At 36.3% G+C, this 23,585-nt stretch carries 20 protein-coding genes, 1 other RNA gene and 1 other annotated feature; of the genes, 4 read left to right on the forward strand and 17 right to left on the reverse strand.

Annotated features, from left to right (window positions below):
- Positions 1-111: 111 nt before the first annotated feature.
- Positions 112-699, forward strand: coding sequence for a Myb-like DNA-binding domain-containing protein (locus tag D9842_RS13160; RefSeq protein WP_251403530.1), 588 nt, complete (start codon positions 112-114; stop codon positions 697-699).
- 36 nt (positions 700-735) lie between these two features.
- Here D9842_RS13160 and D9842_RS13165 read toward each other — a convergent pair whose 3' ends face one another.
- The 5 genes from D9842_RS13165 to D9842_RS25935 all read right to left on the reverse strand — a co-directional run bounded on the left by D9842_RS13165 (position 736) and on the right by D9842_RS25935 (position 5,856).
- Positions 736-1,503, reverse strand: coding sequence for a tRNA threonylcarbamoyladenosine dehydratase (locus D9842_RS13165; protein ID WP_121662939.1), 768 nt, complete (start codon positions 1,501-1,503; stop codon positions 736-738).
- A 350-nt stretch (positions 1,504-1,853) separates the two neighbouring features.
- Positions 1,854-2,041: non-coding RNA, 6S RNA (gene ssrS, locus D9842_RS13170), on the reverse strand.
- A 51-nt stretch (positions 2,042-2,092) separates the two neighbouring features.
- Positions 2,093-3,859: an aspartate--tRNA ligase gene (aspS, locus tag D9842_RS13175; protein ID WP_121662940.1), complete on the reverse strand. Its 1,767-nt coding sequence runs from the start codon at positions 3,857-3,859 to the stop codon at positions 2,093-2,095.
- A gap of 14 nt (positions 3,860-3,873) precedes the next feature.
- The gene (gene hisS, locus D9842_RS13180; protein WP_121662941.1) at positions 3,874-5,142 is read right to left on the reverse strand and encodes a histidine--tRNA ligase; all 1,269 of its coding nucleotides are present in this window, start codon (positions 5,140-5,142) and stop codon (positions 3,874-3,876) included.
- A gap of 233 nt (positions 5,143-5,375) precedes the next feature.
- Positions 5,376-5,609, reverse strand: a binding site (T-box leader).
- 73 nt (positions 5,610-5,682) lie between these two features.
- A complete protein-coding gene (locus tag D9842_RS25935) occupies positions 5,683-5,856 on the reverse strand; it encodes a hypothetical protein (RefSeq protein WP_162987425.1) in 174 nt (57 codons plus the stop codon).
- A 137-nt stretch (positions 5,857-5,993) separates the two neighbouring features.
- Between D9842_RS25935 and D9842_RS13185 the strand changes: the two genes are divergently transcribed.
- Positions 5,994-7,499: an N-acetylmuramoyl-L-alanine amidase family protein gene (locus D9842_RS13185; protein WP_121662942.1), complete on the forward strand. Its 1,506-nt coding sequence runs from the start codon at positions 5,994-5,996 to the stop codon at positions 7,497-7,499.
- A gap of 61 nt (positions 7,500-7,560) precedes the next feature.
- On the opposite strand, the gene dtd is transcribed toward D9842_RS13185, so the two are convergent.
- The 8 genes from dtd to D9842_RS13225 all read right to left on the reverse strand — a co-directional run bounded on the left by dtd (position 7,561) and on the right by D9842_RS13225 (position 17,608).
- Positions 7,561-8,001, reverse strand: a complete 441-nt coding sequence (dtd, locus tag D9842_RS13190; protein WP_121662943.1) for a D-aminoacyl-tRNA deacylase — start codon at positions 7,999-8,001, stop codon at positions 7,561-7,563.
- A gap of 13 nt (positions 8,002-8,014) precedes the next feature.
- Positions 8,015-10,222, reverse strand: coding sequence for a RelA/SpoT family protein (locus tag D9842_RS13195; protein ID WP_121662944.1), 2,208 nt, complete (start codon positions 10,220-10,222; stop codon positions 8,015-8,017).
- A 346-nt stretch (positions 10,223-10,568) separates the two neighbouring features.
- Entirely contained in the window at positions 10,569-11,081 is a 513-nt protein-coding gene (locus D9842_RS13200; protein WP_121662945.1) for an adenine phosphoribosyltransferase, read from the reverse strand.
- A gap of 16 nt (positions 11,082-11,097) precedes the next feature.
- Positions 11,098-13,452, reverse strand: coding sequence for a single-stranded-DNA-specific exonuclease RecJ (gene recJ / locus D9842_RS13205; protein ID WP_121662946.1), 2,355 nt, complete (start codon positions 13,450-13,452; stop codon positions 11,098-11,100).
- Between the two features lie 87 nt (positions 13,453-13,539).
- Positions 13,540-13,884, reverse strand: coding sequence for a LapA family protein (locus tag D9842_RS13210; RefSeq protein ID WP_121662947.1), 345 nt, complete (start codon positions 13,882-13,884; stop codon positions 13,540-13,542).
- A gap of 18 nt (positions 13,885-13,902) precedes the next feature.
- On the reverse strand, positions 13,903-14,796 hold the full coding sequence (locus D9842_RS13215; RefSeq protein ID WP_121662948.1) for a cation diffusion facilitator family transporter: 894 nt from the start codon (positions 14,794-14,796) through the stop codon (positions 13,903-13,905).
- Between the two features lie 138 nt (positions 14,797-14,934).
- Entirely contained in the window at positions 14,935-17,178 is a 2,244-nt protein-coding gene (gene secDF / locus D9842_RS13220) for a protein translocase subunit SecDF (protein WP_121662949.1), read from the reverse strand.
- 136 nt (positions 17,179-17,314) lie between these two features.
- Positions 17,315-17,608, reverse strand: coding sequence for a post-transcriptional regulator (locus D9842_RS13225; RefSeq protein ID WP_121665063.1), 294 nt, complete (start codon positions 17,606-17,608; stop codon positions 17,315-17,317).
- Between the two features lie 146 nt (positions 17,609-17,754).
- Between D9842_RS13225 and spoVB the strand changes: the two genes are divergently transcribed.
- On the forward strand, positions 17,755-19,326 hold the full coding sequence (gene spoVB / locus D9842_RS13230; RefSeq protein WP_121662950.1) for a stage V sporulation protein B: 1,572 nt from the start codon (positions 17,755-17,757) through the stop codon (positions 19,324-19,326).
- Between the two features lie 89 nt (positions 19,327-19,415).
- On the opposite strand, the gene D9842_RS13235 is transcribed toward spoVB, so the two are convergent.
- Positions 19,416-20,075 carry a DUF421 domain-containing protein gene (locus D9842_RS13235; RefSeq protein ID WP_232273855.1) on the reverse strand — a complete coding sequence of 220 codons (660 nt, stop codon included), beginning with the start codon at positions 20,073-20,075 and terminating at the stop codon, positions 19,416-19,418.
- A gap of 76 nt (positions 20,076-20,151) precedes the next feature.
- Entirely contained in the window at positions 20,152-21,444 is a 1,293-nt protein-coding gene (locus tag D9842_RS13240; protein ID WP_121662951.1) for an ArsB/NhaD family transporter, read from the reverse strand.
- Positions 21,445-21,691: 247 nt separating this feature from the next.
- On the opposite strand from D9842_RS13240, the gene D9842_RS13245 reads away from it, so the two are divergent.
- On the forward strand, positions 21,692-22,078 hold the full coding sequence (locus tag D9842_RS13245; protein ID WP_257535876.1) for a TIGR04086 family membrane protein: 387 nt from the start codon (positions 21,692-21,694) through the stop codon (positions 22,076-22,078).
- A 44-nt stretch (positions 22,079-22,122) separates the two neighbouring features.
- Here the strand turns inward: D9842_RS13245 and yajC are convergent, their stop codons facing one another.
- Both yajC and tgt read right to left on the reverse strand, forming a co-directional pair.
- A complete protein-coding gene (yajC, locus tag D9842_RS13250) occupies positions 22,123-22,383 on the reverse strand; it encodes a preprotein translocase subunit YajC (RefSeq protein WP_098798774.1) in 261 nt (86 codons plus the stop codon).
- Positions 22,384-22,408: 25 nt separating this feature from the next.
- Positions 22,409-23,554 (reverse strand): tRNA guanosine(34) transglycosylase Tgt, encoded by a 1,146-nt coding sequence (gene tgt, locus D9842_RS13255; RefSeq protein ID WP_121662952.1) that lies wholly within the window; start codon positions 23,552-23,554, stop codon positions 22,409-22,411.
- Between the last annotated feature and the right edge of the window lie 31 nt (positions 23,555-23,585).

Below are 23,585 nucleotides of genomic sequence, written 5' to 3' on the forward strand. Positions count from 1 at the left end.
GCATTCCTAAGAATGAAATATGAATCTATGAACTCGAATAAGTATGAGTTTCTAGGAAATAATAAGATAAGTAACGAACATGTTAAAACGAGTAACTCGAAGGAGGTTATCGTGAAAAATAGACATGATGCGTGGACCCACGAAGAAGATATGCTTCTAGCAAAAACGGTAGTAAAACATATAAAGGATGGTAGTACTCAAACTGCCGCGTTTAATGAGATCTCGGATAAAATAAACCGGACACCTGCGGCATGCAGCTATCGTTGGAATGCAGAGGTTCGAAAAGAATATGCGCATGACATTGAATTAGCAAAAAAGAAATATAAGGAAAATAAACGCAAATTAAATCAACATAACAATAAAACTTCAAGCAATAAGCCCAATGAAGACCCTAACTTATTGGTGAGAGCAAAAAGGGTACAAACTCAAAGTGAGTTTATTAATATTAATGACTGTATTATCTATCTAAATCAATTAAATAACATGCCTGAAAGCTATTCTTCACTGAAAGAAGAAAATAACCATTTACAAAAAGAAAAACAAGCGTTATATAAAAAAAATCAAGAGCTAGTGGACAGATATGAAAAACTAATAGAGCGGAAACATAAATTAGAAGAAGAATATAAAGTGCTGATGGTTTTAATTCAACATGCACAAAATACATCGGAAGAAGATCTAAAAATGGAATACTATCATTAACAGCTAAGAGGCTGCATGAACGCAACCTCTTAGCTGTTATTTTTCATCTTTCACTCTTGTCATTTTAATATCCTTCAAAAGTTCTGTAATAACATGACCACCCATGATTAGCCCTGCCACAGACGGGACGAATGCATTTGAAGATGGAGGCATTTTAGCCTTTCTTATCGGTGCAGCATCATTACCAACTTCTTTACGAACTTCCTCACGAATTACGATCGGGCTTTCGTCTGAAAAGACCACTTTAATACCTTTTTTAATACCTTCTTTACGTAAACGAGTTCGAATAACTTTTGCAATTGGATCTGTATGTGTTTTAGAAATATCAGCAATTTGAAATCGAGTTGGATCCATTTTATTTGCGGCACCCATACTTGAAATCATGGGAATATTACGCTTCAAACATTCTTTCATTAAATGAATTTTGTAAGAAATGGTATCTGAAGCATCAATCACATAATCCAAGTTTTGATCAAAAAATTGCTCATACGTTTCTTCTGTATAAAACATTTTAAGAGAAATAACTTCACATTCAGGATTAATATCCTTAATACGTGCAGCCATTAAATCTACTTTAGGTTGTCCAACAGTTGATACTAATGCGTGAATTTGACGATTCACATTTGTAATATCAACATCATCTTTATCAACTAATACAAGTCGACCCACACCCGACCTTGCAAGAGCCTCAGCTGAAAAAGAACCTACACCACCAATTCCTAATACAGCTACCGTGCTATTTTTTAAAATATTTAATCCTTCCTTACCAATCGCCAGTTCATTACGTGAAAATTGATGTAGCAACTAACTCACTCCAATTATTAACCTATTTCGTTATCTTGCATAATGACAGTATTTTTACCTGAAAACGAATATAACATACATCGATAGAAAAGCAAGCGTTTTTTTATTTTTACAAAGGACACCTTTTCATACTAAGTTTTGCTTAAATAGAATTAACCGTAGAAATTGGTTCGTTCCATTGCGCTCCAGACACTTGCTTTCCGCGGAGAGGAAGTCCGCTCCATTACACTATCATTTTAATATAGCATTAAACAGTAAGTATTAATTACACCCATTTAATAATTATAAAAGGGCCATCCTCACTATTAAAATAACTGTGAGAAATGACCCTAATTTCTTCGTTCATATGTAATAGTCCCAATTGTGCCGTCGCCATTTCCCTCGTTTTGATCCCGCACTCAGCAGGTGGGTGCTTTATTCCAGAGGTTTGTAAGTCCTCAATCCGAGGTTAGAGGCATGTACTCTGTCTGAAAACTCAAGCTCCCGTATAAACAATGTTAGGTCAAAACTAGGTGTACAACGAACACATCAGGACTTTGTGTTATAGAGATAATATCATAAGCAAATTTTCATTTCAAGATCTTGACAATTAGTCACGTATTTCAAGATTTAATTCTTCGAGCTGTGCTTCGCTAACAGTGCTTGGTGCATTTGTTAATAAATCACTTGCACTAGCTGTTTTAGGGAAAGCAATCGTATCACGAAGATTTGTTCGACCCGCTAAAAGCATAACTAATCTGTCTAATCCAAGTGCAATTCCACCATGTGGAGGTGTTCCATATTCAAAAGCTTCTAATAAGAAACCAAACTGCTCTTTTGCTTCTTCTTCTGAGAATCCTAAAAGCTTAAACATTTTCTCCTGAACATCTTTTTCGAAAATACGGATAGATCCGCCACCTAATTCGTAGCCGTTCAGAACAATATCATATGCTTGTGCTTTCATATTGCCTGGATCTGTATCAAAAAGATCTAAGTCTTCACGAGCAGGCATTGTGAATGGATGGTGAGCCGCATAATAACGTTTTGTTGCTTCGTCATATTCTAATAACGGCCAATCTACAACCCAAAGGAAATTAAACTTGCTTTCATCGATCAATTGTAAGTCTCTTCCTAGCTTTGAGCGAAGAGCACCTAATGAATCTGCCACTACTGACTTTTTATCTGCAACAAATACAAGGAGATCTCCAATAGTTGCATCGAGTGTTTGCAGTAAACCTTGCTGTTCTTCCTCTGTAAAGAATTTTATAATAGGTCCTTTTAAGCCGTCTTCTTCAACTTTTAACCAAGCTAATCCTTTTGCTCCATAAGGTGCAACAAACTCTGCTAATGCATCCATATCTTTTCTAGAGTATTTCTCAGCAGCACCTTTTACATTAATTGACTTAACTTGACCACCGTTAGCCACAACCGTGTTAAACACCTTTAATCCACTATCTTTAACGATTTCACTAACATCGACAAGCTCTAAACCAAATCGTGTATCCGGCTTATCTGATCCGTAACGTCCCATCGCTTCATCATACGTCATTCTTGGAAGTGGCAACTCAATGTCAACATTTTTCGTTTCTTTCATGATTCTAGCCATCATTTGCTCTGTCATCGACATAATATCGTCTTGACTCATAAATGAAGCTTCAATATCTATTTGCGTAAACTCAGGCTGACGGTCAGCACGTAAATCTTCATCACGGAAGCAGCGAGCAATTTGATAGTATTTATCAAAACCTGAAACCATTAATAATTGTTTGAAAATTTGAGGTGATTGTGGTAATGCATAAAACTCACCTTCATGCACACGGCTAGGTACTAAATAATCGCGTGCTCCTTCAGGAGTACTTTTTGTTAAAATTGGTGTTTCAATATCTAAAAAGCCATTATCATCTAAAAAGCTTCTCATTGATTTTGTCACATTATGACGCATTTGAATGGTATTCAACAATGCTGGTCTTCTTAAATCTAAATAACGATATTTTAAACGAACATCCTCTGAAACCTCTTCTGACTTATCTTCAATTAAAAATGGCGGATTTTTAGCCGCATTGATAATTGTTACTTTTTCCACAATAACCTCAATTGTACCAGTTGATACATTTGGATTAATTGTTTCCTCATCACGGCTTACAACCTTACCTGTTATATCTAGTACGTACTCACTGCGAACTCGCTCTGCAATCGCTAATGCTTCCTCTGACACCTCCGGGTTAAAAACCACCTGTACAACGCCAGTACGGTCACGAAGGTCAATAAAAATAACTCCTCCTAGATCACGTCTTTTAGCAACCCACCCTTTTAATACAACTTCTTCTCCAATTGCTGACTCTGGAACTTCACCACAATAATATGTTCGGCCAAACATGTAATCCCTCTCCTTTATAACTTAGATGTTAAATATGATATAACTTCTTCTATTGAGACTTCTTCTTGAGTGCCTGTTTCCATATTTTTAACGGCAATCATATTTCTTTCAAGCTCATCATCACCTAGTACCGCCACATATTTTGCTTGATGACGATCAGCAGATTTAAATTGAGCCTTCATTTTTTTATCTTCATAATCTTTTTCTGCAATAAGACCTGCATTTCTCATTTCATAAAGTAAGGAAACAGCACGATCTTTAGCTTGATCTCCCATTGTAACCAAATAACAGTCAATAGATGAGGTAATTGGAAGCTCAATTTTTTCTGCTTCAAGAGCTGCTAATAAACGCTCAATGCTCAAAGCAAAACCTATTCCAGGTGTTTCAGGGCCTCCTATGTCTTGAGCCAATCCATTATAGCGCCCACCACCACATAGAGTTGTGATAGCTCCAAAGCCTTCAGCGTTACTCATAATCTCGAAAGCGGTATGGTTATAATAATCTAACCCTCTTACTAGGCCAGGATCTACTTCAAATGAGATTCCATTTGCACCTAAATAATCCTGAACTTTTTGGAAATACTTCTTAGAATCTTCGTTTAAAAATTCTAAAATGGATGGAGCTGTTTCCATTAATTCATGGTCACGATCTTTTTTACAATCTAAGATTCGCAATGGATTTTGCTTCAGACGCGTCTGGCAATCAGAACAAAACTCTTCAATTCTAGGTTCAAAGTGAGCTATTAGGGCTTCACGATGAGCTTTACGACTTTCTGCATCACCTAAGCTATTAATCACTAGCTTTAAGCTCTTTAATCCAAGTGTTTGGTATAAATTCATCGCTAAAGAAATCACTTCTGCATCAATTGCAGGGTCATTACTTCCTAATGCTTCTACACCAAATTGGACAAATTGACGAAATCGTCCTGTTTGTGGTCGTTCATATCTAAACATAGGTCCGATATAATAAAGCTTAGTTGGCTGTGATGGATTAGCATAAAGCTTTTTTTCAACAAAGGATCTTACAGTTGAAGCTGTTCCCTCAGGTCGAAGTGTAATACTTCTTCCTTTACGATCCAAAAAGGTATACATTTCCTTTTGGACAATATCGGTACTTTCTCCAACACCTCTTGCAAATAGCTCCGTATGTTCAAATATAGGCGTGCGAATTTCCTTATACTGATATCTGTTACATAAATCTCTAGCAGTATTTTCAACAAACTGCCATTTCTCAACTTCTCCAGGTAAAATATCCTGAGTCCCTCTAGGAATCTGGAATGACATTACTTTCTCCTCCTAATACGAAATGCGGAAGGCGCCCGCTTATCGGTGACAAGCATAAGACGAGTAGGAATAGAAGGTTACTCTTCACCTTCAATTCCTACTTGGCTTATGACCTCGAACCGATGGCGCCTGTAGCTAGACACTAAAAATTTTTACAAAGACCATACATAAAAATGATATCAAAACATTCCCACAAATTTTTACAACAACAAAAAAACTCCCGTCCTACATCATGTAGGGACGAGAGTTATACCCGTGGTTCCACCCTAGTTGAAGCTGCCTAATGACCGCTTCCACTCAATCAGTTAACGCCTGTATACGTCCTGCTCCTACTAAACGAATGTTTTTCAGAGAGAAACCTAAGGAGTGTTCTTCAATAAGTCATCATGTAGAAATGCTTTCAGCCCAGGGCATTTCCTCTCTTGTCATGTGTATTCTTATTTACTGTTCTCCCTCAATGGTTCAAAAAAATATATGTATGGTTCATTGATAAGATTCTATCGAATTTTATCTTATCATACGTATCTTTGCTGTACATTGTCAAGAACGATTTAAATGTTTTTTTAAATTCTTTACCTCGCGTAATGAAATTCCAAACTCTGAGGCAAGTTCAAAGGAGCTTTCATTTTGTTCTTTTGTCATAAAATCATGAAAATTGACTCCAAAAACATCACGTCGTGAATGCATTAATTCACCTTTATCACTATTTCTCATTTTTAATACACCTCTTTTCAGTAAGGATCAAATTTATAATTCCCTTTTTGGAAGAATTTATTTCAGATTTTAAAGGATCATGAAGATCAGTAGAGAATGAATAATTTGGTAGACCTTTTAAAAGGAGGACTTTCTCTTTGATTCGCAAAAATCGAACCAACATGATTTGTTTTACACTTTTATTTATAGCTTTTTTACTGAATGCTTCTGTTATAAAGGCAGAAAACAATCAGGTGATCATAAATGTAGAACAAGAATATGTTAGAAGTGGAGCTGGTCTTACATATTCAGTTATTGCCAAAGTTAAAAAGGGACAAACATTTAATGTGTTAGAAAAGAAAAGAAACTGGGTTAAAATTAAACTTTCACCAACTTCTTCAGGATGGATCCCAAGCTGGTTCACTACAAAAGAAAATTCTGAATCCAAACTTTCAAATAAAAAAACGACTAATTATGAAGTTATATCACTCGCATCAGGACTTAGAATTCGTTCAGGTCCTGGATTATCTTTTGATATGATTGGTAGCTTTGAATATGGAAAAACAGCAATATATCTTGACAAAAGCGGTGAATGGACACAAATACTCTATTCGGGAAAAACAGGTTGGGTGTCCAACAGTTACATAGAAAAAACGAATAAAACGTCAACTAGAATTGCAAGGGGAATTGTTACAGCTCCTATATTGAGTATTAGGGATAAAGGAGCTTTCTCTGGTAAGGTTCTATCATCGGTACCAAGGAACACAGAGGTAATGATTCTTCAAGAAAAAAACAACTGGTATAAAATTTCTTTTAAAAATAAAACTGGCTGGGTTGCAGGATGGTATATCAAAAAAACAGCAGATACCCAATCTGATACAAATTTAAGCAAGTCTGATCAAACCGTAAAAATTATGTTCGATGGGACCAATATCCGTTCAGGGACTTCTACGCATAACAAGATTGTGAAAAGAGCCAATTTAGGAGAAACCTATCAAATTCTTCAAACAGATGGTGATTGGTATAAGATTGCCCTTGATGACAAAAAAAGTGGATATGTTGCCGGATGGGTTGTTGAAACGAGTGGTGTAACTGATCCAATAAGAAGACCAGGTGCCGCGCAATATGTTAAAGGTAAAACAATTATTATAGACCCTGGTCATGGGGGACAAGATGGTGGAGCGGTTGGCAATGGAGGGACGTTAGAGAAAAATCTCACCCTTACAACAGCAAAGTTAGTATATGATAAGCTGAAATCTGCTGGAGCTAATGTTTTTATAACAAGATCAACAGACACATACATTAGCTTAAATTCAAGAGTCAGTACATCTCATTATCGAAATGCAGAAGCGTTTATCAGTCTTCACTATGACAGTGCTGTTGACCCAAATGCTTCAGGTACTTCAGCCTACTTCTATCATTCACTTAAGGATGCACCATTAGCATTCAGTCTTAACAAAGAGCTAACTCAACAAACAAGACTTATTGATCGTGGCGTCAAATTTGGAAATTTCCATGTTCTTAGAGAAAACCACTCACCTGCTGTCCTTTTAGAACTAGGTTTTTTAAGTAATCGAACTGAAGAATTAACGATAAACAGCACAAGTTATCAAGAACATGCTTCACAAGGGATCTTTAATGGGGTTGCGTACTACTTCAAATAAAGCACACTCGAAAAACAAAAAAGGTTAGCTTCCCAACACCTTGTTGGAGAAACTAACCTTCTTATTTACTCTCGATAATTAACGTAACAGGACCATCATTTGTAAACTGAACATCCATCATAGCCCCAAATGTACCAGTTTCAACATGTAGTCCCTTTTCTTTTAACTTTTGATTAAAGATTTCATATAACTTATTTGCGTAATCAGGCTTTGCAGCATTCATATAATTAGGACGTCTTCCTTTTCGGCAATCACCATATAAAGTGAATTGTGAAACAGAAAGTACCTCACCTTCTATATCTAGCAAGGACGAATTCATTTTTCCTGATTCATCTTCAAAAATTCTTAAATGAGCGATTTTTTCTGCTAAATACTCAGCATCTGCCTCAGTGTCGTCATGTGTCATTCCTACAAGCACCATTACACCTGCTTTTATTTTTCCGACAACGTCTCCTTCGACTGTTACTTGAGCATCCTTTGCTCGTTGAACAACTACCTTCACAATAAAACCTTCCTTAATTCATCATTCTTCGAACCGAATAAATATCCGGTATTTGTTTAATTCTTTCAACTACTTTTTGCAAGTGATTAATATTTGAGATAGAAATAGCCATATTAATGGTGGCAACTTTATTACGATCAGATTTACCTGCAACAGACGATATATTCGTTTTTGTCTCATTAACAGCTTGAAGAACTTCATTTAATAAACCACGACGATCATAACCAAGTATTTCAATTTCAACATTGTATTCTTTTCGGCTTGATAATGGCTGATTTTCCCATTCAACATCAATTAATCGCTCTTTAGCATCTTCAGTATGAACATTGGTACAGTCAGATCGGTGAACAGATACTCCTCTACCCTTTGTAATAAAACCAACAATGTCATCCCCAGGAACTGGATTACAACATTTCGAAAGGCGAATTAATAGATTATCAATACCCTTAACTTGTACGCCTGCATCACGCTTACGGGAAGATGTAGAAGGAACTTGTTTTACTTCATTCATTACTTCCTGAATATTCTTTTCCTGTTCCTCTTGATCACGTTTTTTACGCCATTTTTCTGTTAAGCGATTTGCAACCTGCAACGCTGTTACACCATTATACCCAACAGCTGCATACATATCTTCTTCATTTGAAAAATTAAACTTTTCGGCTACCCGCTGCAAATTATCAGATGTCATGACTTCTTTTACATCGAAATCAAGATTTTTGATTTCTTTTTCAACCATTTCTTTTCCTTTATCAACATTTTCTTCTCGACGTTGCTTTTTAAAGAATTGGCGGATTTTATTTTTTGCTTGTGATGTTTGAGCAAGCTTTAACCAATCTTGGCTTGGACCATATGAATGCTTAGACGTTAATATTTCAATGATATCACCAGTTTTTAATTTATAATCCAGGGTAACCATCTTGCCATTTATTTTGGCACCTATTGTTTTATTCCCAATTTCGGAATGAATTCGATAGGCAAAATCAATTGGGACGGAACCAGATGGTAATTCAATTACATCCCCTTTAGGAGTGAAAATAAAGACCATATCTGAGAAGAGATCAATTTTTAATGACTCCATAAATTCTTCTGCATTTGTCACATCATTTTGAAATTCTAGTATTTCTCTAAACCATGACAGTTTTTTCTCTAATGTTGTTTTCTCATCAATATCTTTACCTTCTTTGTAAGCCCAATGTGCAGCGATTCCATATTCAGCAATCTGATGCATTTCAAATGTTCTAATTTGAACTTCAAGAGGATCTCCTTTAGGTCCAATAACCGTTGTGTGAAGAGATTGGTACATATTAGGCTTTGGCATTGCAATATAATCCTTAAAGCGTCCAGGCATTGGTTTCCAGCAAGTATGAATAATACCGAGGACAGCATAGCAATCTTTAATGCTATTTACAACAATTCGGACTGCTAAAAGATCATAAATTTCATTAAATTGTTTATTCTGAAGAACCATTTTACGATAAATACTGTAAATATGTTTCGGCCTTCCAGAAAATTCAGCTTCAATATTTACTTCGTTAACACGCTCACGTACTTCATCAATTACTTGATCAAGATACTCTAACCGTTCCTGACGTTTCTTTTTCATTAGATTTACGATTCGGTAATATTGCTGTGGATTTAAGTATCTTAGTGATGTATCTTCAAGCTCCCATTTGATTTTTGAAATCCCCAATCGATGTGCTAAAGGAGCAAAAATCTCGAGTGTTTCGTTTGATATACGTCTTTGTTTTTCTTGTGGCAAATGCTTTAACGTTCTCATGTTATGAAGACGGTCTGCAAGTTTGATGAGGATAACCCGGATGTCCTGAGCCATTGCAACAAACATTTTTCGATGGTTTTCTGCTTGCTGTTCTTCTTTTGATTTATATTTAATTTTCCCTAGTTTTGTAACACCATCGACGAGCATTGCCACTTCATCATTAAACTCATTGCGCAAATCCTCAAGAGTGACCTCTGTATCCTCCACAACATCGTGTAAGAAGCCACCAGCAATTGTTGACGGATCCATCTCTAAATCTACCAATATTCCCGCGACTTGAATAGGATGGATAATATATGGCTCTCCCGATTTACGGAATTGTTCTCTATGTGCTTCTTCAGCAAAATCATAAGCACGTTGGATAAAAGCTGTATCTTCAGCCGATAAATATCTTTGTGCTTTTTGAATTACTTGCTCAGAAGATAATACTTGTTCATTAGACATGGAATCACCTTTTTGTATTGAAACTTTGATAAACCTCTATTAAATAAGGAACTGCGCGAAAAATCTGATTTATTCATGTAAAAATCGAGGTGACGAAAACATTTCATCATTACGATTAGAAAATTTACTATATTGTAACTATTATCAATAAAAAAAGTAGAGATGTAAAGAGGTACATACTATTTTTTAGCTACTCCAAATACTGGATATGTTCCTACTTAAGGAATTATAAGGACCATCTTACAGAAAGTTTGCAAAAAAAGCACCCTTCAGAGTGCTCTTAAGAACAAAGGGGACAGAGCTACCTTATTAACTCTTATCCCCTATCATTTATTTTAGTTCATGATTAAAATTTCATTAATGTTAATACATCATAGCCATCTAATAATTTACGTCCATCTAAATAAGATAGCTCAATTAGGAAAGCAATCCCTGCAACAATACCGCCAAGCTCTTCAACAAGTTTAATGGTTGCTTCAATTGTTCCTCCTGTTGCTAATAAATCATCTGTAATTAAAACACGTTGTCCAGGCTTGATCGCATCTTTATGGATCGTTAATACATCCTTGCCATATTCAAGACCATATTCAACACGAACTACTTCACGAGGTAATTTTCCTTCTTTACGAACAGGGGCAAAACCTACTCCAAGTGAGTAAGCAACAGGGCAGCCAATAATAAAGCCGCGTGCTTCAGGACCAACGACAAGATCAATCTGTTTTTCACGAGCATATTCAACAATTTGGTCTGTCGCATATCTATACGCATCCCCATTATCCATTAATGTTGTAATATCCTTGAATTGAATTCCTGGTTTCGGATAATCAGGTACGACTGTTACGAATTGCTTTAAATCCATTTTTCCTTTGTCCTCCTTATACACCTACAGGCGCATCTAATGGAAATCTTTCTTCAAACCACTGCTTAAGCTGCATGTAAGATGTATATAATAACGTTTTTTCTAATTCTAATCTCATTTGTTTTTGGGCATATGTTTTCGATTCTGTTAAATCTCGTTTTCGAGTTGAAGAATTTGTCGAAATAACACCATTTTCTATTGTAACAAATTCTAGTTCAAAAAACACCTGTGACATGAACTCAATTGTTTCTTTTGTCCATCCCTTGTGAGCCGCAAGTTGTTTACCTTGCTCATGGAGCTTGAAAGAGCCTTTCTTTAACAGAAATCCATAATACCATTTAAAGTGTTCTCTTGTTGGAATCGTTGAAAAGAAGTGATCTGAATCCTGTTGAAACACTGTGTAAATTCTTGCTGGCTTTCCTTCAGAAAAAAGCGCATCAAAATGATCAAGTGATGATGGAATATCCATTAAAATAACATGTTTATTTTTAACAGATAGATTTAGGGCATCTTGTTTTGTTTTTACTAACATTGCTTTTTGTTCGAAGCCTAAATTCTTCACGTAATCATGCGTTGTTTCCTCAAAAGTAACAATGATGCTCTCTTCTAAAGTTGTCACTGAACTCACTAGCTTGTCGACATTTCTTGTTCCTCTAAAATCGAACAACTGCCACTCATCAACCTTGATATCTTGTAACATGATTTGGGGTTTGCGAAGATTATTCCACTCATTAATAGATAATTCCCCAATTGCCGATAAAGTAACAGAGGGTGAAAGTTCATCATGGATATACCCCATACCAAACCCAACGCAATCAAGCTGACAATCTTCTTGCGAAAAAACCAGCTTTAAATGATTTTGTTCAGAACCAATTTTTCGAACATTTGCCAATGTAACATTCTCTATTTGAATGACAGGTTTAGGGTTATTCATACCAAAGGGTGAAAGAAGTTGCATTTCTTCAATTGAATTAACTGAAATATCTTCTAGATTACAGCTTACATCCACTTTTGTTACCGGTATAAAATCATTTTCTGTTAATATGTTTTTTGCCTTTTCAACAAGTCTTTCTCGTAGTGAATCAACATCTTCCAGATTTAATGTCATACCTGCAGCCATGGGGTGCCCTCCAAAATGCGGAAGAATATCGCGACATGTTGATAGATTTTCAAACAAATCAAAGCCAACGATACTTCGGGCTGACCCTTTTGCAATTCCTTTTTCTCTATCAATGCTTAAAACAATTGTTGGACGATAAAAGCGGTCTACAAGCCTTGATGCAACTATTCCCACCACACCTGGATTCCAGCCTTCTCTAGCAATAACAAGAACTGGATGATCCTCGATTGGAAAACGAGTTTCTACCTCCTCGATTGCTTCTTCTGTCATTGTGCTAACAAGTTTCTGACGTTCTTTGTTAAGCAAATCAATTTCCTCAGCAATAACTGAAGCTTCCTCTTCATCTTCAGAAAGGAGAAGGTCCACGGCGGGGTCAGCTGATTGTAAACGACCAACTGCATTAATTCGTGGCCCCAGTGCAAAACCTATCGTATCCTCATTTATTTCATCCATCTTGACATTGGCAATTTTTAATAACGCTTTTAGTCCAATACGTTTTGTTGTTTTTAACTGGTTTATACCTTTTTTAGCTATTAATCTATTTTCATCATGAAGTGCTACTAAATCTGCGATTGTTCCTATTGCTGCTACTTCTAATAAATCAGTTGGAACATCACCAAGCAGAGCATGACTTAATTTAAAGGCAACGCCAACTCCAGCAAGCTCCTTAAAAGGATAGGTACATCCTGGTTGTTTTGGATGGATAATCGCAAGTGCTTCTGGAAGAATCGGACCTGGCTCATGGTGGTCTGTAATAATCAAATCCATCCCTAATTCTTTTGCCACTTGTGCTTCATGAACAGCTGCAATTCCTGTATCAACTGTAATGATTAAAGAAAAACCCTTTTCATGTGCATGTCTAAAAGCAGCTTCATTTGGTCCATAACCCTCGGTAAATCGATTTGGAATATAGAAATCTACGTTTGCACCCAGAGTACGTAAAGCTGTTAATAATACAGTTGTACTGCTTACTCCATCAGCATCATAATCTCCATAAACTAATATATGCTCATTTTGTTCTATCGCCGTTTTTATTCGGTGGACAGCCTTGTCCATATCTTTTAGAAGAAACGGATCATGAAAAGATTGTTTTTCAGTTTCCAAGAATTCGCGTGCTTCTTCTACTGAATGTATGCCTCTATTTACAAGTAAAGATGCGACTAACGGTGTAATGGATAAGTTATCAATAAGTGTTTCAATTAAGGTTTCATCAGATGATTGAACCATCCATCTTGTTTTTGCCTTTAACATAGTTTCACCCCTCAACCATCCCATTATACAAGAGTGGTCAAGGGGTTTCAATTTAAGGATTATTCCAGAAGTAAATAGGCTTGATTACTAAACACCAGATGTTGGTTCATGATCCATTTCTTCCTTTTTGTTATCGAGATCTGTTACCTTCTTTTCTTTTTCGTCCTTTAACGTTTCTAGTTCAGTTTGTAATTTCGCATTTTCTTTTTCAGCAACTTTCAATCTTCGGTGGATTGTTAAGATTCTAACAACTCCTGCTGATGCAATGATAAATCCTCCCATAAAAACTGAACCTAAAATAATTAGTACAAGGGGCCATTCTGCTTTTCCAAATAAATAATCAACCTCAACTGGCTCAACATTTATCACAGCAAAGATGGCAATAATGATGGCAAAAATAATGGCTAGAATTAAACTCCATTGACGCTTCATTTGTATTCCTCCTTTCTCCTAAGGTGAGTAAGGGTTAATATGTACCATTACATTTTGTACGTGTTCATGCTCACTCATTAGCTTTTCTTTTACAAGCTTTCCTATGTTATGCCCTTCTTCAACTGTTATGTGAGGGTCAACGGAAACTTTTATATCTACGATAACATAATGTCCATGTTCTCTGGCATGCAACTCATCGATTTTTTTAACCTCACTTATTTTACTCACTGTATCCTTAAGATCAACAACATCTTCATCATGCAAAACATGGTCAAGTGTTGTATGAATTGATTCAGCACCAAGCTTCCAGGCCATCTTGATAACCAATACAGCTACAAATAGTCCTGCAACAGGATCCGCATAAACAAGCCAGTCTATTCCCATCTTTTGACCAATTATCGCTGCACCAATACCAGCCAAAGCAGCTATGGAAGAATAAACATCTGAGCGATGCTCATAAGCATTTACAATGATAGCATCACTTTTTATTCTTTTACCCAATCTAAACTTATATTGAAACATCCATTCTTTAACGACAATCGACAAAATCACTGCATATATCGCAAGTGGCTTAGGTGCTTGAATTTCCTCAAAAAAAGACTCAAAGGAAGATTTACCAATTTCAAGTCCTACTAAAAACAAAAGAACAGCTACAATTATGGCAGCAATTGACTCTGCTTTTCCATGTCCATAAGGATGATCTTCATCAGGGGGCTGTTTTGCAGCGCGTACACCTATGTAAACGGCTAATGACCCTGCAACATCTGATGCCGAGTGAACAGCGTCTGCCACTAACGCACGACTTTCAGCAATAACACCAACTACCCCTTTAATAATTGCAAGTACAATATTTCCAACTACTCCAATCATGGCAGCAAATTCAGCTTGCTTAAATCGATCATTTTTCCCCATATCTTCACCTCTTTTGCTCGTACCTATAGTTTAACCAATTGTTTACAATAAATGAGGGTTATCCCATCTCATTGTATTATTTCGTAAACCATGTGGTTACTTTAAATAATGACATTAGAGAGAGATAACCCTTAATTTTTATACTTGTGGTTCGTCACTTACTTGGGAAGGAACATCCTTCTTTTTCGTTAATTGCTTTCCTTTCCAAATCAGCCATAGCTGAGCAGCAATAAATAAAGAAGAATAGGTACCCGAAACCAATCCAACTAATAATGCAATCGAGAAATTCGTAATTGAAGTACTACCAAAGATCATTAGCGCTACAACAGCAATGACAACAGTCAGTACCGTATTAACAGATCTAGTAAAGGTTTGCTGTAAACTGCGATTTACAATTAACTTTAAATCTTCAACAGTTTTAACCTTCTTCTTCTTATATAACTCCCTAATCCGGTCAAAAGTTACAATCGTATCATTTATAGAATAACCGACAATTGTTAAAACCGCTGCAATAAAGGTAATGTCAACCTCTAAACGGGTGATACTGAAGAAAGCAATGATAAAGAATGCGTCATGAAGCAAGGCGACAATTGACGCAAGCGCCATATAAAACTCAAATCGAATCGCTACATAAATGATGATGCCTATAGAAGCGATCAATATCCCATACATTGCATTTCTTGCAAGCTCTTTCCCAACAGTTGGAGAAACTGTACTTACATTTGGATCCATGCCATATAATTCTTTAAAATGGCTTTTTACTTCAGCAATTTTTTGCTGATCTAAAACACCGATAAATCTAGCCACACCAATTTCATTGTTATTACCAGCCAAGACAACATCATCAGCTTCTAGACCTAGTTTTTCCATTTCATCATTTACTTCTTGTGTTGTTAGGCTTTTGTCTGCTTGAACCTCAACACGTGTACCACTCGCAAAATCAATTCCAAGATTCAAACGGAATACTACTAATATGACAATTCCTACGATTACAAGAATTGTTGATAACATAAAAAATTTCTTGCGATGTTTTAAGAAATCTACATTGTCAAAACGAGTAGGTGCAATCGTATCATCATCTGTTTCTTCGATACTGATTATATGCTCCTTCTTCACACCAAAATAACCTTTTTTCTTATCAAGCCAGCGGCTCTCTACTAATAGCGCAAGTAATATTCTTGATAAAAATACAGCTGTTAAGAAACTTACAATAATACTGATGATTAACATTGTGGCAAAGCCTTTAACAGAACTTGTCCCAAAGAAAAAGAGAACAGCTCCTGCTAGAATAGTGGTAATATTCGCATCAAAGATCGTTGTAAATGAACGTCTTGTTCCTGCCTTAAAGGCCGAGCGAACGGTACGACCGAGTTTTAGTTCTTCTTTAATACGTTCATATGTGATAATGTTTGCATCAACCGCCATTCCGACACCAAGAATAAGTGCAGCAATACCTGGTAATGTTAAAACACCATTCATCCAATCGAACACTTGAAGAATTAAGTAAATATACGTTGAAAGAGTAATAACAGCAATAAAACCTGGTAAACGATAGAAGAATAACATGAATAGGAAAATGATAGCTATTCCTACAATTCCAGCCAGAACTGTTTGATCTAATGCCTGCTCACCAAACTGAGCTCCAACAGATGTTGAATACATTTCTGTTAACTTTACTGGAAGAGAACCTGCGTTTAATAAATTCGCCAAATCTTGTGCTTCTTGGATTGTAAAGTTTCCTGTTATGGTAACATCTGTTTGATTAAAAACTTGGTCAACATTTGGTGCAGAAAGATATTTTGGATCTTGCTTAGTCGCTTCTTCTTGGAATGAATCTCCTTCTTCATAATCAAGCCAAATAACAAGTTGATTATAAGGAGCATTTCCTACAATTTCTTCTGTTACTTCTTTAAACTTCGTTGCATCTTTCAACTTAATCGCAACATTAGGTTTTCCTTGCTCATCAAATGATTGCTTCGCTCCACCTTCTACTAAGTCAGAGCCATTAAGCATCTCTTTGTCTTCATAATCACGGAAAGTTAATTCAGCTTGTGTAGATAAAATTTCCCGTGCTTTATTCTGATCACTTACACCTGCAAGTTGAACACGAATTCGATCTTCACCTTCAATCTGAATATTCGGTTCACTTACTCCAAGGACATTTGCACGCTTTTGTAGAGCATTAACTGTACTTACAAGCACATCCCTTGTAATTTTGTCCCCTTCGTTTGCTGGTTCAACTTCATATAAAATTTCGAAGCCTCCCTGCAAATCTAGTCCCAAAATAATGTTGCTTGTTGCCCTATTTGTATTCAGGCCAATAATACTACCTACTACTAGGACAAGTAGAAAAAACGCAATTATGCGTCCGCGCTTAACCATTATGTATCCTCCTTAATTTCCACAAAACGAATGATATAAAGCCGATAATAAATTACTAAAAATGCAGGCTTTGTTTATTTTACAAGGTTAATATTCCCCATCAAATTATACGCTTTTAAAAGATGTAGAATCAATGTTAAATCAAACCTTTTAACAAATCTTTACCTTCGTCACTGTCGAACCAATTTCCTCCTTTAAATGATTCAACAGTGGCATAGTTCATAAAATCTCCAATTTTTAGTGCCAGAATATCACGCACAACCTCATGCACATAAAGTTCAGGTGTTTTTTTCCATTTTTTTGTTTTCAGAAATGACCAAAGCTTTTCTTCAGAAACATCCTCATAGCCTAGAATCATAAATTCTTCTAATTTGCTCTTAATCGCTGGTTTCACATGATGACGGAATTCATCAATTGGCTGCTTATTCATCATTTATACACTCCTTTTACGAGACATTTTAAGGGCTATGTAAAGGAAGTACCACACAATCCGATATAACTTGTCATGCTTGGCCTATTCCGACGCATATAGTAATTGTATATGATTCCACGTTATTTGAGAAGGCAGGGAGAGAAATGTCAAAGCAAACGTTTCTAAAAGGAACGCTCATATTAATCTTGGCAGGATTTATAACCCGTGTATTAGGATTTATTAACCGAATAGTTGTTGCCCGTTTTATCGGAGAAGAGGGGGTTGGTTTATATAACATGGCTGTCCCAACCCTTGTTTTAGCTATTACCCTTACACAACTTGGATTACCTGTTGCCATTTCAAAGCTTGTTGCAGAAGCTGAAGCAAAAGGTGATGCTCGTAAAGTAAAGAAAATACTTGTTGTTTCGTTATCAATAACCGGAACGTTAAGTATCATTTTCACACCGACTATGATGCTTCTCGCACCATTTTTATCTGAGCATGTATTTACTGATCAACGAACATATTGGCCATTGCTAGCAATTGCCCCCGTAGTTCCAATCGTGGCAATTTCTTCTGTTATCCGTGGCTATTTCCAAGGACGGCAAAATATGCGACCTGCTGCCATTTCCCAAGTATTAGAGCAAGTTGTTCGTATTTCCTTAGTTGCGATATGTACAAGTGCCTTTTTACCATACGGAATTGAATATGCCGCAGCTGGCGCAATGATTTCAGCCGTTGTTGGAGAATTGGTTTCACTTATCTACTTGGCAGCCATGTTTAAAGTGAAAAAGAAAATTAGAATTCGAAGAAAATTCTTTAAATCTGTCAAAAATGGAAAAGAAACATTTAATCAATTAATGGGGATAGCACTCCCAACAACAGGAAGTCGCTTTATCGGATCACTTTCATGGTTCTTTGAACCAATTGTTGTTGCAAACAGCCTTGCTATAGCAGGAGTTGCCACAGCTGTTGCTACAAAACAATATGGAGGTCTTACAGGATATGCAATACCTTTGCTGATGCTGCCTTCATTCATTACATATTCTTTGTCTACCTCCCTTGTTCCTGCAATAAGTGAAGCAATGGCTAACAATCAGCTAAAGCTCGTTGAACATCGCTTGCAGCAAGCTTTAAGACTGTCACTTGTAAGTGGTGGACTGGCATGTGTTGTGTTATATGTTTTTTCAGAACCTTTAATGAGCATCATGTATGGCAGCAGTAAATCTGCCATCTTCGTTCAAGTGATGGCACCATTTTTTATTTTTCATTATTTCCAAGGACCTTTACAGGCTGTGCTACAAGCTTTAGACTTAGCAAAAGCTGCTATGATTAATAGTTTAATAGGTTCAGCTGTCAAAACAGCTCTTATCTTCGTATTAGCAACAAGACCATCTCTCGGTATTATGGGTGCTGCTTTGGCCATTGTTATAGGTATAATGCTTGTTACTCTTTTACATTTTGCAACAGTCTTAAAGGTTGTTCCATTTACAATTCATGTTAAGGACTATATTAAGAGTGGAATGACCATGGTCATTGCCGGTGTGACAGGATATTTATTTTATGAAAATGTCGTTTCGGAATTCACAATCATATTAAGGTTAATTACATCTTTAACCGTTACATCACTAATCTATTGCTTCTTACTTTTAGTGTTAAAACTTGTAGAAAAAGACGAAATACAACGCATTCCATTTGTAGGTCATTTTCTGGCTCGACTAATACCAGCAAAATAATTTTTTTCTCTCCATGCAATTGAGTGATGCTCAATTGCTTTTTTCTTTCACATAAAAAAAGATGAAAGTCGATGCGACCCCCACCTACATTAATTTTTATCTTCATCCTTCAAATCAATGAAAAAAATCCCTTTTCCATATGTGCATAACGAAATTTGCTTTGTATCTTTATAACCTAGTTTACGAAGCTGCTGCCTTAACCATAAGGTATTTTTATTAATCGTGTGTAGATTCTCATCTTGAATGGTTCCATCAACAATTAGAGGAAGCTGAAGCTCTGGTTGCTTTTTATTTTTTTTCTGTTTTTCAATGACAGAGAGTTTCCCAGTAGGTTCCAAAATCGCAAACTCGACGTCAGCAACATTGTTTATATTTTTGTCACGAAGCTGTGTCATTAAATCATCAAAGTTATATCTTTGTGTTCTCATGGCGTGTTCATCTACTTTTCCACGATTAATAATAATGGTTGGCTTTCCATCTAAAATATGCCTAATCTTTTGATTTTTAAGTGATAGATATGCCAATGAAATCTGCAGCGTCATCAAAATAAGCATAGGAATAGCTGTATGTATCAGTGGATCACTCGGGTCCTCAATTGCTGTAACTGCCATTTCTGCAATCATGATAAAGACCACTAAGTCCAATATGCTCAACTCACCAATTTCTCTCTTGCCCATTAATCTAAAAATAAGAACAATGAGAAAGTATAGAAATAAAGTACGAGCCAAGATCGTGATGTAATATTCCACTTTTCATGGCCTCCTTTTATCTAATTGCTTAACACTTATTTTGAACGATAACGTAACTTTTATGTAAACATTTCATCTACATCGTAAAGTTTAGAAGATATCGAAAATAAACGTAAACAGAGGAGATACCAAGTGAGATAATAACGATTGGAAAACCAACTTTAAGAAATTCGATAAAATTGATATGCTCTTTTTCCTTTGCTGCAAGTCCTGCAACAACTAAATTAGAGCTTGCACCTAATAATGTCCCGTTTCCTCCTAAACAAGCTCCTAATGCCAATGACCACCATAAAGGATCTAAATTGGTCATTCCGTAATCTTTAAACTCGATAATCATCGGAATCATTGCCGCGACAAAAGGAATATTATCAACAAAACCGGATAAAATACCTGTCATCCATAAAATAAGCATTGATGTTTTAGGTAAATCACCTTCTGTGTAAAACACCATTCCCCGTGCAAGCTCATCAATAACCCCTACTTCCTCGAGCCCGCCAATTAACATAAATAATCCGACGAAGAAAAACAATGTTCCCCATTCCACTTGTTTAAAAACCTCATCAGGCTTGTATTCATCGTGGGTAAGCAACAATAACAATAATGCCCCTGCTAACGCAACACTCGTCAGATCAATGTGTAAAATGGGATTTAAGACAAAGCCAGCAATAGTTAAAAGTAAAACAAAAATGGACTTTGGTAACGCTGGTGTTAGTTTTAAATAGTTACTCGCCTTAATCGACGCTAGCTTTTTTTGATCAATCGTATCAACCTGAAGCTTTGGCCAATAAATTGCGATTAAGTAAATTAGAACCACTGCATAAATAATCAGCACGATGGGACTTAAATGAGTAATAAAAGCATTGAACGTTAAATGCTCAACTGCTTGACCAATCATGATATTCGGAGGATCTCCAATTAGTGTGGCTGTTCCACCAATATTTGAAGCGATAATGATTGTAATTAAATAAGGAATGGCTGGTATATCTAACATACGCACGATTGTAAGGATGATTGGAACAAGTAGAAGCACCATCGTCACATTAGCAAGAAAAGCTGATCCAACAGCTGTTAACGTAGAGATAACAATAAGAAGTGGAATAGGCCTCCCTTTTACAAATTTAGCCATGATAATAGCTACAAACTCAAATACACCTGTTTGACTTGTAATAATGACAATCAGCATCATCGCGAATAACAGCGAAATTGTATTCCAATCTATGTACGTAAGAAATGCCTTGTTTATATCGTAAATTCCAACAATAAGCATAGCGACTCCACCCAAACCAGCCGCTAAAGCACGATCAATTTTTTCCGTCATAATAACAAAATAAGTAATGAGAAAGATGATAACTGTTAAAGTGGTAAGCATTATTTATCCTCCTTGATAGTAAACACCACTCAAAAGCAGCCGGATAATATGGTGTTATCTATCGAATGAATAGTACTCAATAATAAGTAAAAGGATTTTTTAAATCTATATGCAAGTCCTCTTTACCATCATATGATGCAAGTCCACTAAAATATTTATAGTCTATTTTTTTATTCTATGAATATTCTTTAATAAGACGAGCTCACAACAAGCTCGGGACTTGTCTAGAGGGAAAGGGGGATGCTTTGTGGAAACAAAACAATGGGGTAAAGCAATCCTTTATGGTCTTATCACCATCTTTGTTATGGCGTTAGCCACAAGCCTAGTATTTTCTTTATTATTAAAGTTTACCGATTTAACAGAATCATCAATTACATGGGTGCTTTTAGGTTTGTCGATTTTAGCCTTATTTATTGGTGGCTTTGTTGCCGGAGGAAATGGCAAGGAAAAAGGCTGGCTAATCGGAGGGATTACCGCCCTGCTTTTCTCACTCATTATTTTATTGTTTAAATTTCTGGGCTATGGGGAAATTTTTACAATGGAAGAACTTATGTATCATGGGGGATTTTTATTAGTAGCGATGCTTGGTGGAATCTTTGGGGTTAACGTGTCTTCATCAAGAGCAGCAAAATAAAAAACAGGGTTATATTTATACCCTGTTTTTTTATTATGTACTATTTAGTCTTTGATAACTTCACGTACTGATTTACGATCGAATGTTAAACGAGTGCCATCTCCTACTTTTAGGACGATTTTGTTTTCGTCAACTGAATCAAGGATACCATGTAATCCTCCGATCGTCACAATTTTGTCACCCTTTTGTAGACTGTTTTGCATTTCACGTACAGCTTTTTGTTGCTTTTGCTGCGGACGAATTAGCAAGAAGTAAAAAATCGCGAACATCAATACTAACGGTAAAACTGTTCCTAACATTTCCATTTATTTCACCCCTTTCAAGCCTGTATTAAAAGTTTTTAGCATTTGGTTTATTAAAACCATATGTTTCAAAGAATTCATCGCGGAAATCGCCTAAACGATCTTCACGGATTGCTTGTCTAACTTTCTCCATTAAGTTTACCAGAAAATAAAGATTATGATAAGATGTTAATCTTAAGCCGAACGTTTCATCACTTTTAATAAGATGTCGAATGTATGCACGAGAAAAATTACGACATGTGTAACAGTCACAGTTTTCATCCAGTGGACCAAAGTCTTTTGCAAATTTTGCATTTTTCACGACTAATCGACCTTCACTCGTCATCAATGTACCGTTTCGCGCAATTCGAGTTGGTAAAACACAGTCAAACATATCAATACCGCGGATAGCTCCATCAATTAATGAGTCAGGAGATCCTACACCCATTAAATAACGAGGCTTGTTTGAAGGCATTAATGGCGTTGTAAATTCTAGTACCCGATTCATCACATCTTTAGGCTCTCCAACAGATAATCCACCAACCGCATAGCCCGGAAAATCCATAGAAACTAAATCTTTTGCACTTAGCTTTCGTAATTCCTCATATTCCCCACCTTGAATGATTCCAAACAACCCTTGATCATTTGGTCTATTGTGAGCTTTAAGGCAGCGTTCAGCCCAACGAGTTGTTCGTTCAACTGACTTTTTCATATAATCATATTCAGCTGGATACGGTGGACATTCATCAAATGCCATCATTATATCAGAGCCTAAATCATTTTGAATGTGCATCGCTTTTTCAGGAGATAAAAACAGCTTGTCACCGTTCAAATGATTTCTGAAGTGTACACCCTCTTCTTCAATTTTACGGAATTCACTTAAACTGAATACTTGGAATCCACCTGAATCTGTTAAGATGGCGCGATCCCAATTCATAAATTTATGAAGCCCTCCAGCTTCTTTTACAATCTCGTTTCCTGGACGGAGCCACAAATGATATGTATTACTTAAGATAATTCCTGCTCCCATTTCCTTTAATTCTTCAGGAGACATTGTTTTGACAGTCGCAAGTGTTCCTACTGGCATAAACACCGGTGTTTCAAAGCTGCCGTGAGGGGTGTGTACCTTTCCTAATCTTGCTCCTGTTTGTTTACATGTTTTAATAAGTTCGTAACGAATTGGTGAAGTTGACACCCTATTTCCTCCTTAAATGTAACGCTCTGTT

The organism is Metabacillus litoralis, assembly GCF_003667825.1.
Lineage (GTDB): Bacteria > Bacillota > Bacilli > Bacillales > Bacillaceae > Metabacillus > Metabacillus litoralis_B.